Below are 11,250 nucleotides of genomic sequence, written 5' to 3'. Positions count from 1 at the left end.
AGCATCACAGCCAATCTTAAGAAATCTCAGAGCGAAAGTCTTCGTCGCCAGCAGCGCCGCCGCCCTCGTTCTGTGATCCGGCTTATACGGCCCAGGAGCTTTCTAAGTCAACAGCGCAAAACCAAGTTTTTTCATATTCTTGTAACATCATGATTCTATTATGGGTTTTTCGTACACAGGCGCGGCCCTCCCCAATCGGCATGACCCCGCCCCCATCCCAGCTTTTACCAGACGGTCAAAAATCGTTCGTGGGGCCGCTATAGCCCTCCCCTTTCGCCCCGATGCACCCCCTGGCACTTGAAACATGCGCGTCCGGCGTCATCTGAAGAGGCATCCCGGCTCCGCTTACCCAATCGGAACCGAAGACCCGCTTCCGGTGTTTCCTCTTCCCGTAAGCCGAAAAGGAGAAAAGATATGGCTGCCACAACCGACGATATCCGCGCATCGGTCAGCAAAGACATCGCAGCGCTTCAGCAGGAAGTATCCAGACTTCAGAAGATGATCTCGGCGCAAGGAGCCGAAGCCTATTACGAAGTTCGCGACCGCGCCGGTAAGGCGTATGACGAGATAAGCCCGCGTGCGAAGACCGCGGTTGCCCAGATCAAGGCAGAAGGAGTGGCCGCAGCCGGCGCAGCCCGCGAGCATGCCGCCGCAACCACCACGGCGCTGACGCTTGCCGGCGCGCTCGGCTTTCTTGCCGGTTATCTGCTCAGCACGCATCAGGCGCCGCCGCGGCAGCAGTGGTGGCGTTGACCTTCACGAAAAATACCCTAGTTGCGGGCCGCATAGATCCAAGGGGGCATGCGGCCCGTAATACTTAGGTCTTAGAAAAACCCATTTTCGACGCTAGGGACAAGCAACCGACAAAGAGAGGGAGGGCTGTCGATGGATGGCAAGAATTCTCAATACATCGTCGAAGTCAGTGTTGACGGAGCAGGCGGTCGCCTGGCTGTCGGCATCATGAACATGCGGCAGGCTCTCGAACTGCCGGAAATGCCAAGTTTCTCCTATACTCATCCGGAACCGGACAAGGCTGCGGCAGGCGTCATCATGAGCCGCAAGGAACTCGCCGGCTTCATGGCCTGCCATTAGGTCTCGCCGTATCGGCTCTAAGCACGATTGATCCGTTATCGAAAGCAGGTGGCGTACGACGCCACCTTTTGTTTTGGGTGCGTACAACTCGGATCGGTCTTATCCCGTGTTTCGGCCATCCCGGCTGGCATTCTGCCGTTCTTCATGTCAAAGACGTCGGCACGATCAGACGACAGAGGCAGGTTTTGAAGGAGCGGCGGGGAAAACAGCAGTCGAGGGACCACGCGAGATCCGGCGACGATGCCGGCAAGCGTGTAACCCTGCCCCGCGCACTGTCGAAGCTCGGCTACTGCTCGCGCACCCAGGCGGAGCGCCTGATCGCCGAAGGCCGCGTTTCGGTCAACGGTCGTGCGGTCTCGGACCTTTCCGCATGGGTCGATCTCGCTTCCGCAAAGATCGAAGTCGATGGTATCGGCATTGCCGGCGAGCCGATGACCTATCTCATGCTCAACAAACCGCGCGGGCTCGTCACCACCCGACACGATCCCGAGGGTCGCCCGACGGTCTATGACTGTCTGAAGGGGATCGATATCGACATTCCCCATCTCTCCCCGGTCGGACGCCTCGACAAGGCCAGCGAGGGCTTGCTGCTCTTCACCAACGACACGGTGTTCGCCCAGGCGCTGCTTGATCCCATCACCCACGTCACCAAGACCTACCATGTTCAGATCGACAAGATCGTCGCGCCCGAAATATTGGCCGAGATGACCTACGGCCTGCGCCACGACGGCGAGGTACTGAAGGCAACGTCGGCAAGACTGCTCAGACAGGGAGACCGCAACTCGTGGATCGAGGTGGAACTCGACGAAGGCCGCAACCGGCAGATCCGCCGGATGCTCGAGGTGCTTGACATCGAGTGTCTGCGGCTGGTGCGCGTTGCGATCGGTAACGTCGCGCTCGGCGATTTGCCGAAGAGCGGAACACGCAGACTGACCGACGCTGAATTGCAGACATTGCGGCGACGAGCAGGCCTCGTATCCACCAGACGGAATTGACGATATGACGACTCTCGCGCCGCACGAATTCTGGCAGGAGATGCATCCGCCCGGCACATTCGACCAGAACGGCAGCTTCTCCAACTTCTACGTGGCAGAGCTGGATGATGGGGAGCAGTTGCGCCTGCCGATACGCCCGCTGGCGGACGGGCAACACGCGCTGGCCTCCCTGATTATCAACCAAGCCAGTTTCGCGGTACTCGATGCCTTGGCGACACGACTTGCCGCGAAGCTCGCAGCTTTCGATGTCGACGTGGTCGTAGGCCTTCCGACGCTTGGATTGACGCTCGCCGCCGCTGTCGCTCAGAAGCTCGGGCACAAGCGCTATGTTCCGCTCGGAACCTCGCGAAAGTTCTGGTACCGCGACGATCTCTCGGTCGCCCTCTCGTCAATCACCACACCGACACAACAGAAGCGTCTCTATGTAGACCCTCGCATGTTGCCACTTCTCGAAAACAGGCGGATCGCGCTGATCGACGACGTGATTTCAAGCGGCGCCTCCATTGTGTCAGGGATCTCGTTGCTGGCAGCTTCCGGCCTCGAGCCGGTGGTGATCGGCGCGGCCATGCTGCAATCGCAGCGTTGGCGAGACAAGCTCGCGGAAGCAGGCAGCGTTTGGCCGGAAAGAGCGATCGGCGTCTTCTCCACACCGATCCTCGAACGGACCGCTGACGTAATGTGGCAGATACCGCGCCCCTGAGGCATGCAGATCGGCCCTATACAGCGCCTGCCGAACCGCTACATTCGCTGGGACCGATAGGCGGAAAGGCGTCATGACGTTCGCGCAAGCATCATTGCTGGTCCTGCTAATTGCCATGCTTGGCATATTCCTCCTCGATCGCGTTCGCATGGAAATCGTCGCCATTGCCGGCTTGCTGGCGGGTTATGCTCTCGGTCTCTATCCTGTCGACGAGGTGTTTGCGGGTTTCTCCAATCCGGTCGTCATAACCGTCATCGAAATCCTCCTGGTCGTGCAGGTGCTGGCGAAAACCCGGCTGCTCGATCAGCTTTCAAGCCGGCTTGCCGGCGCACGGCTTTCGAATACGGCCGTCGTCGCCTTTCTATCGGGCGTAACCGGTTTCATCTCGATCTTCATCAACAACATCGGCGCCTTCTCGATTGCCCTGCCGGTTACGCTGCGCGTCAGCGACCTGACGCGATTTCCGAAACGGCAGTTCGTGATGCCGTTGTCTTTCGCGGCCCTCCTCGGCGGCACGGTGTCACTCATCGGCACCCCGGCCAATCTCCTTGTCAGCAATGCGCTTGCCAAACATACCGGCAGCGGCTTTCGCCTGTTCGATTTCGCCTATGTCGGGCTGCCGGTGGCGATCGCTGGGATCATCCTGACCGCCTGGCTGGCACCACGACTGTTCCCCGCGGCGGAGGAGACGGTCGACGACCCGCTGCCGGTACCGCGACGTCGCGTACTGGCGGAATGGCATATTCCCGCGACATCACCGCTCGTCGGTGCGAACCTGTCGGATCTCCCCGATCGGTTTCAGCTGCAGCCGCACGCGCTCATTCGGGACGACAAGTTCGTCTTCGCGGCGCGCAAGGCATCCGTCATAGCCGAGCGCGATACGCTGCTTGCCGAAGCCGACGACATCGTGTTCGACGAGCTCTCGGCGGCAAACGCCTTGCGCACCCTCCGATCGTCGGGCTGGCCGGAGGCCGACACGACGAGGGTGGAAGCGGTCGTCATGCCGGAGAGCACGCTCGTCGGCTCGAGACTCCATTCGCTGGAAGTGTTCACGAGCCGGAAGGTCGCCGTTGTCGGGCTGGCCAAGCGATCCCCGCGGGTCGAAGGCCGCTTCCATGACCAGCAACTGGCGATCGGCGATATCCTGATCCTGGAAGGGCGCCCCGAAGCAATTACCGATGCGCTCGACGAATGCGAATGCCTGGCGCTGGCGTCGCCTCAGCCGCATGCCGCCGCAACCGGCTCATGGCAGCCCTTCGCGATCTTCGCCGCGGGCATCCTTGCCATGGCGGTTGGTCTGTTGAGCCCGGTAATCGCCTTGTCCTGCGTCGTCCTCGTCATGGCCCTCTGCAACTACATCAATATCCGCCAGGCCATGGCCGACCTCAACTGGCCTATCATCATCATGCTGGCGGCGATGATCCCGATTGGTTCCGCCGTTGCAACGACGGGCACCGGAGAGATGATCGCGACCGCGCTCAGCACAATTCTTCCGGTTTCAAGTCCGCTGGTCGGCCTTGCCGTTATTCTCTTCCTCGCGATGGTTTTGACCCCGTTCGTCAACAATGCGACGGTTGCGATCATCCTCAGCCCGATCGCGCTCGAATTCGCCACCCTCGGCCATCACCGGCCCGAGGCCTATCTGATTGCCGTGGCGGCCGGTGCATCGCTGGATTTCCTCACTCCCTTCGGCCACCACAACAACACGCTGGCGATGGGCGTCGGCGATTATCGCTTCGCCGACTTCCTGCGCGCTGGCGGCCCGCTGACCGTCCTGAGCTACTTTTCGGCCTTGCTCCTTATATATGTTGTGTGGCTGTAGCGCTTTGCTTGACAATGCAGGCAATGAAATTACAGCAGGGAAAGTCCCGAATGAATCCGAAAAGGACGGTCGAGCCCGTGCGTATCCTCTCCGAAGCCCATTTCCCCGAATTGCCGAATTACTATCGCGGCAAGGTTCGCGAGAACTATGACCTTCCCGACGGCAGCCGCATCATCATCAGCACCGACCGGCTGAGCGCGTTCGACCGCATTCTGACCTGCATTCCTTATAAGGGGCAGGTTCTGACGCAGACGGCCCGTTACTGGTTCGAAGCGACGAAGGACATCTGCCCGAACCACGTCATCGGATATCCCGATCCGAACGTGGTCGTAGGAAAGCGACTCGACATTCTGCCGGTAGAAATCGTGGTTCGCGGCTATCTAGCCGGCACGACAGGCACATCCATCCTCACTCTTTATAAGAAGGGCGAGCGCCAGATGTACGGAATGCAGCTGCCAGACGGGATGCGCGACAACGAAAAGCTGCCGCAGCCCGTGATCACGCCAACAAGCAAGGAATTCGACGGCGGCCACGATGAACCGCTGACCCCGACCGAAATCGTCGAACGCGGTTTGCTGACAGAGCAACAATGGGCGACCCTCTCGCGCTACGCTCTGGCGCTGTTTGCCCGTGGCCAGGCGATGGCCGCGGAGCGTGGTCTTATCCTCGTCGACACGAAATACGAGTTTGGCACCGACGAGAACGGCCAGATCATCCTGGCGGACGAAATCCATACGCCGGACAGCAGCCGCTATTGGCTGGCCGAAAGCTATCAGGCAGCCTTCGAAGCTGGCCGTCGGCCGGAGAGCTTCGACAAGGACTTCGTCCGTGCCTGGGTTGCCGAACGCTGCGATCCCTACAAGGACGCGATACCGGAAATCCCTGAAGATCTGATACAGCAGACATCCGTCGTCTATATAAAGGCCTTCGAGGCAATCACGGCGCAGACGTTCCAGCCTGACGACAGCGGCGCGACGCCGCTCGAGCGTATCAGGCACAATCTCGCTCCCTATTTTCCGTGACCAGTAGATTGAGAGGTCCGCAACTGGCTTGCGGGCCTTTATCTGCTGACGCTAGCATCTGACAGATGGCCGGACAGGAAGCCGGCGGGGGAAGGAATGGCGCGCAGGCCAAGGCAAAGGGCTGAGGAAACCCGGGAAGACATACTCTCGATGGCGGAACTGCTGTTTCGTCAGCGCGGCTTCGCTGCGGTTTCCATTGCCGATATCGCATCGTCACTCGGCATGTCTCCGGCGAATGTGTTCAAGCATTTTCGCTCTAAGGCATCTCTCGCCGACGCTATCGCTGAACGCCACCTCGGCAAGGCTGCCGACCGCTTCGCAGCATTCGACGAGGCGCTTCCGCCTCATGAGCAATTGTTGCGCTTTGTCCTCAGGCTGCTCGACGGCCATCTCCAGGACATCAAGGAAAATCCCTACATTTTCGAAATGGTGCTGGCCACGATCGACGCCAAGCTCGACGCGGGCAACCGGTATCGCGAGCGCATCATCCAGAAACTTGAGGACATTATCCGTGACGGCATCGCCAGCGGGCGCTATCGTTGCTCGAACCTGAGAGATGCTGCTGTCACCGTCTCAGACGTGCTGGCGAGCGTCCTTCACCCCGTCCTTATCGCCCGTGATGATAAGGACACGCTGGTTCGACGCGCGCAGCACATTGTCAGTTTCGTCGATACCGCACTGCAAAATAGCGCTTGCTAAGTGACGATTGTTAACTTACGTCACTTCGCCAAGGTTTTTTTAACATGGGGTTGGTGGCATTCGATTCCGGATTGAAGAGTGTTTTTCTCGTCCCGATCGCCACCGAATAAGGAATTCAGGGATGATACGGCGTTTTCTTTTGATCACTACCGCGCTTACGATGGGCGGCCTTCTGGCAGCCTGCAGCGATAGCGGCAACAAGCAGGGCGCTGGCGCCGCCGGCATGGCGCAGCAGGCGGCCCCCGTCGGTGTCATCGCGCTGAAAAAGGGCAACTTCCCTGTCACCACCATCCTGCCGGGGCGCGCCGAGGCATTCCAGACGGCCGATATTCGTCCTCAGGTAAGCGGCATCATCACGGAAATCCCCTTCCGCGAAGGCGGTGAGGTAAAGAAGGGCGACATACTCTACCAGATCGAGGATGCGCCCTACCTCGCAGCCGTCGCACAAGCGCGCGCGGCGATTGCCAAGGCCGAAGCCAGCGTGCCGAGCGCTCAAAGCAATTTCGATCGCTACCAGCGCCTCGTCGGCTCCGGCGCGACCCAGATCGAGTTCGAAACCGCCAAGACCAACCTTCTGCAGGCACAGGCTGAAGTCGAAGCCGCCAAGGCTTCGTTGACCGCCGCCGAGATCGACCTTAACCACACCAAGATCGTCGCGCCCTTCGATGGCGTCATCGACCAGACGGCTTACAACGTCGGCAACGTCGTCGCGGCAAACCAGACGACGGCGCTCACGACCGTCCGCCAGCTCAATCCGGTCTACATCCTCCTCACCGAGTCGAGCACCAACCTGCTGCGTCTGCGCAATGCAATCGCTTCCGGCGAGATGAAGCAGGCGGGAAGCGCTACCTTCCGTCTCATCCTCGAGAGCGGCAAGGAGTACGACCAGAAGGGCGTGCTCGACATGTCGAAGTCGGTCGTCAGTGAAACGACAGGCACCTTCACCATTCGCGTTCGCTTCCCCAATCCCGACCGCATCATTCTGCCGGGCATGTATGTCCGCGCGACCGTCGAGCTCGGTGCTGAGGATGGCTACGCGCTTCCGCAGCTCGCCACGAGCCGCAACGCAAACGGTGAGCTGACGGCGCAGTTCGTTTCCGCGGATGGCAAGGTCGAGACGCGCGCATTCGAGAACGTATCGCCTTCGAACAACTCCTGGCTCGTGACCGACGGGATCAAGGACGGCGACCAACTGATCGTTTCCGGCCTGCAGTCCATCACGGCTGGCATGCCGGTCAAGCCAACGCCAATGAAGATAAGCGACAAGGGGGTCGTCTTACCCGCGGAACAACCCTCGTCCGGTGACGCGCAGAAGCCCGCCGCGAAGTAACGCGACGTCCGTGACCAGAGCCGCACAGGAACGATAACCCAATGGCCAAGTTTTTCATTCGACGTCCGATTTTTGCGTGGGTCATAGCGATCACGATCATGCTCGCGGGTCTGCTGGCGATCTTCACGCTGTCGATATCGCAGTATCCGGACATCGCCCCGACCAGCGTGCGCATCAACGCGACCTATCGCGGCGCCAGCGCCGAGACCGTCGAAAAGTCGGTGACCACAATTATCGAGGACGGCATGACCGGCCTCGACGACCTGACATATATGACCTCGACGTCATCGACGGGCTCGGCGAGCATATCGCTGACATTCGGCACAAGCGCCGATCCCGATATCGCGCAGGTTCAGGTGCAGAACAAGTTGCAGCTGGTGCAATCGAAGCTCCCGAGCGACGTCATCGACGCCGGCATCAGCGTCACCCGTTCGACATCGAGCATCCTGCTCGTCGGCTCGCTGGTATCGACCGACGGCAAGCGTAGCTCGGTCGATCTCGGCAACATCATGTCGACCTCCATCGAGGACCAGATTCAGCGTCTCGAAGGCGTCGGCAGCATCAACATTTTCGGCTCCGGCTATGCCATGCGCGTCTGGCTGGATCCCTACAAGCTCGTCAAGTACCAGCTGACGACCGGCGACGTCACCTCGGCCATCGAGGCGCAGAACACGCAGGTCTCTGTCGGTTCGCTCGGCGCGCAGCCGATTGTCGAAGGACAGCAGCTCAACGTGACGATCACGGCGCAGAGCCAGTTGACCACCGTGTCGGACTTCGAGCACATTATCCTCAAGGTCGAGAAGGACGGTTCGACCGTCCGCCTCAGCGACGTCGCGCGCATCGAAATCGGCCAGGAAAGCTACGGCGGCTCGTCCCGCTACAACGGCCAGCCCTCGAGCGGCTTCGCCGTCAACCTCGCCATCGGCGCCAACGCCATCGATACGGCCGAGCGCGTTCGCAGCGCGCTCGACACGATCAGCCGCGGCCTGCCCGAAGGCGTCGAGATCACCTATCCTTATGATACGACGCCCTTCGTCGAACTCTCGATCGAGAAGGTCGTCCACACGCTGATCGAAGCGATCGTTCTCGTCTTCGTCGTGCTGCTGATCTTCCTCCAGAACCTCCGGGCGACACTCATTCCAACGATTGCCGTGCCCGTGGTCTTGCTGGGAACGTTCGGCATCCTGGCGATGATGGGCTACTCGATCAACACGCTGACGATGTTCGCGATGGTTCTCGCCATCGGTCTTCTCGTCGACGACGCCATCGTGGTCGTCGAGAACGTCGAGCGCATCATGACGGAGGAGAAGCTTTCACCGCTTGAGGCGACAGAGAAATCGATGGGCGAAATCACCGGCGCCATCGTCGGCATCGCGCTCGTCCTCACGGCCGTCTTCATTCCGATGGCGTTCTTCGGTGGCTCGACCGGCATTATCTATCGCCAGTTCTCGGTCACGATCGTTTCGGCGATGCTGCTTTCCGCGCTGGTCGCGATCGTGCTGACCCCGGCGCTTTGCGCAACGATGCTGAAGCCGGTGACGGAGCACAAGAAGAACCGCGCCGGCGACTGGTTCAACCGAAACTTCACGCGGTCGACCAATGGTTACGTGCGCACGATCGGCTATCTGCTGAAGCGTCCGATCCGTGTCATGCTGGTCTTCCTTCTCGTCGGCGTCGGCTGCGCCTATCTGTTCACGCGCCTGCCGAGCTCGTTCCTGCCGCAGGAAGACCAGGGCGTCCTGCTGACGATCGTCACGACGCCGCCCGGCTCCACCACGCAGCAGACGCAGGCCGTCGTCGAAAAGGTCGAGAAGTACTATCGTGAAAACGAGAAGGATGCGGTCGAATCCGTGTTCGGTGCGCTTGGCTTCGGCTTCAACGGCTCCGGCCAGAACAGCGCCATCGTCTTCACCAAGCTCAAGGACTTCTCCAAGCGTACCGATGCGAACCTGCATGCGCAGGCGGTCGTCACTCGCGCGCTTAAGACTTTCTTCACCTACCGCGAGGCCCAGGTCTTCGCGCTGTTGCCGCCGGCAATCCAGGGTCTCGGCGTCTCGAGCGGCTTTTCGATGTATTTGGTGGACACCGGCGGTCATGGCACGGATGCGCTCGACGCGGCTTCCAAGCGGCTGATTCAGGCCGCCAATGCCAGCGGCAAGGTCGTTGCGCTGCGCAGCAACAACAAGGAAGTCGAACCGCAGATGAAGATCGTCATCGATCAGGAAAAGATCGGTGCCATGGGAGTCGACATCGCTGCGGTCAACTCGATGCTGTCGGTCATCTTCACCGGACGGGATGTCAACGACTTCACGTTGAACGGCGAGATCAAGCCTGTCTATGTCCAGGGCGATGCGCCCTTCCGCATGCAGCCGAGCGATCTCGATCACTGGTATGCCCGCAATTCGAGCGGCGAGATGGTGCCATTCTCCGCCTTCACCCGCACCGAATGGGTCAAGGGCGCCCCGACGCTTGCACGCTTCAACGCCGTCAGCGCCATCCCTCTCGAAGGCGCTTCGCCTCCGGGCGTCAGCTCCGGTGATGCGATGAATGAGATGGAAGCACTGACGGAACAGCTTGGCGGCGGCTATACCGTTGCCTGGCAAGGCATTTCCTATCAGGAACGACTGTCCGGCTCGCAGGCGCCGATGCTCTACGCAATCTCGGTTCTGGTCGTCTTCCTCTGCCTCGCCGCTCTCTATGAAAGCTGGTCTATCCCGTTCTCCGTCATCATGGCGGTCCCCGTCGGCGTCCTTGGCGCACTGGTGGCGGCAACCGTCTTCGGACAGGCGAACGACGTCTACTTCAAGGTCGGCCTGCTGACCACAATCGGGCTCGCGGCGAAAAACGCGATTCTGATCGTGGAGTTCGCCAAGGATCGCATGGAGACCGGAAAGGGCATCGTCGACGCGACCCTCGAGGCCGCCCGACTGCGTCTCCGACCGATCATCATGACGTCGCTTGCGTTCATTCTCGGCGTCGTTCCGCTCGCGATTGCAACGGGTGCGGGATCTGCCGCGCAGAACGCAATCGGCATCGGCGTCCTCGGCGGGATGCTCTCCGCAACGGCTCTCGGCATCTTCTTCGTGCCTTCCTTCTTCGTCGTCATCCGCAGGGTCTTTTCCCGGCGGCAGAAAATTGAGGCGGGAGTGTGATAAAAATGCACTGTAAGAAAGCGAGACTCATTGATACATTGCGGCCGACTGCTTCGGGATGGTGTTTCTCGTTTATGCGAAGCGCGGCCGATGGCGAAGCATATGGCTTCAGGCATGAAATGAATTTGGTCGAGTTACAGGAAGATTTTTAATGGCATCTTTTCGCTTTGCCTCGCCGGCACTTTTGCTTCTCCTCGCGGGCTGCGTGAGCGGTCCGGATCACGTTCCTCCGGAAATGCCGCTTCCGGCCAAGTTCAAGGAAGGCGGCACGAAGAGCGACGGCGACGTTGCAATGGCCACCTGGTGGACGGCCTATCGTGACACCCGCCTGAACGGTCTTGTTGGCCAGGGCCTGAATGAGAACCTGTCGATCCAGCAGTCGCTGGAGCGCATCAATGCGGCAGCGTCGAACGTGACGGTTGCCGGCGCCGGCTCGCT

Annotated in this window: 9 protein-coding genes and 1 pseudogene; all 10 read left to right on the top strand. The window is 60.4% G+C overall.

The window, feature by feature from the left end; all coding sequences use genetic code 11:
• The first annotated feature begins 414 nt into the window (after positions 1-414).
• On the top strand, positions 415-753 hold the full coding sequence (locus tag ASE04_RS16755; protein WP_056819243.1) for a hypothetical protein: 339 nt from the start codon (positions 415-417) through the stop codon (positions 751-753).
• Between the two features lie 132 nt (positions 754-885).
• Positions 886-1,092 carry a hypothetical protein gene (locus tag ASE04_RS16750; RefSeq protein WP_056819241.1) on the top strand — a complete coding sequence of 69 codons (207 nt, stop codon included), beginning with the start codon at positions 886-888 and terminating at the stop codon, positions 1,090-1,092.
• Between the two features lie 185 nt (positions 1,093-1,277).
• Positions 1,278-2,087, top strand: a complete 810-nt coding sequence (locus ASE04_RS16745; protein WP_056819247.1) for a pseudouridine synthase — start codon at positions 1,278-1,280, stop codon at positions 2,085-2,087.
• 4 nt (positions 2,088-2,091) lie between these two features.
• Positions 2,092-2,787, top strand: coding sequence for a phosphoribosyltransferase (locus tag ASE04_RS16740; RefSeq protein ID WP_056819239.1), 696 nt, complete (start codon positions 2,092-2,094; stop codon positions 2,785-2,787).
• A gap of 73 nt (positions 2,788-2,860) precedes the next feature.
• Complete coding sequence (locus ASE04_RS16735; RefSeq protein ID WP_056819238.1) at positions 2,861-4,609, top strand: SLC13 family permease; 1,749 nt, start codon at positions 2,861-2,863, stop codon at positions 4,607-4,609.
• 77 nt (positions 4,610-4,686) lie between these two features.
• Positions 4,687-5,631, top strand: coding sequence for a phosphoribosylaminoimidazolesuccinocarboxamide synthase (locus ASE04_RS16730; protein WP_056819245.1), 945 nt, complete (start codon positions 4,687-4,689; stop codon positions 5,629-5,631).
• Between the two features lie 96 nt (positions 5,632-5,727).
• Entirely contained in the window at positions 5,728-6,330 is a 603-nt protein-coding gene (locus ASE04_RS16725) for a TetR family transcriptional regulator (protein ID WP_056819236.1), read from the top strand.
• A gap of 121 nt (positions 6,331-6,451) precedes the next feature.
• Positions 6,452-7,660 (top strand): efflux RND transporter periplasmic adaptor subunit, encoded by a 1,209-nt coding sequence (locus tag ASE04_RS16720; RefSeq protein WP_056819234.1) that lies wholly within the window; start codon positions 6,452-6,454, stop codon positions 7,658-7,660.
• Positions 7,661-7,701: 41 nt separating this feature from the next.
• The gene (locus tag ASE04_RS16715) at positions 7,702-10,812 is read left to right on the top strand and encodes an efflux RND transporter permease subunit (RefSeq protein ID WP_056819233.1); all 3,111 of its coding nucleotides are present in this window, start codon (positions 7,702-7,704) and stop codon (positions 10,810-10,812) included.
• A 151-nt stretch (positions 10,813-10,963) separates the two neighbouring features.
• Positions 10,964-11,250: pseudogene (locus tag ASE04_RS16710) on the top strand (efflux transporter outer membrane subunit); the annotation flags it as partial.

The organism is Rhizobium sp. Root708, from assembly GCF_001429725.1.
Lineage (GTDB): Bacteria > Pseudomonadota > Alphaproteobacteria > Rhizobiales > Rhizobiaceae > Rhizobium.
The sequence above is the reverse complement of the archived record's forward strand: the minus strand, read 5'-3'. Positions and strand labels throughout refer to the sequence as shown.

What these genes read in the sequence shown, in the direction of transcription:
- ASE04_RS16755 (WP_056819243.1), top strand. Translation starts at nt 415, where the DNA reads ATGGCTGCCACAACCGACGATATCCGCGCATCGGTCAGCAAAGACATC.
- ASE04_RS16750 (WP_056819241.1), top strand. Translation starts at nt 886, where the DNA reads ATGGATGGCAAGAATTCTCAATACATCGTCGAAGTCAGTGTTGACGGA.
- ASE04_RS16740 (WP_056819239.1), top strand. Translation starts at nt 2,092, where the DNA reads ATGACGACTCTCGCGCCGCACGAATTCTGGCAGGAGATGCATCCGCCC.
- ASE04_RS16735 (WP_056819238.1), top strand. Translation starts at nt 2,861, where the DNA reads ATGACGTTCGCGCAAGCATCATTGCTGGTCCTGCTAATTGCCATGCTT.
- ASE04_RS16725 (WP_056819236.1), top strand. Translation starts at nt 5,728, where the DNA reads ATGGCGCGCAGGCCAAGGCAAAGGGCTGAGGAAACCCGGGAAGACATA.
- ASE04_RS16720 (WP_056819234.1), top strand. Translation starts at nt 6,452, where the DNA reads ATGATACGGCGTTTTCTTTTGATCACTACCGCGCTTACGATGGGCGGC.
- ASE04_RS16715 (WP_056819233.1), top strand. Translation starts at nt 7,702, where the DNA reads ATGGCCAAGTTTTTCATTCGACGTCCGATTTTTGCGTGGGTCATAGCG.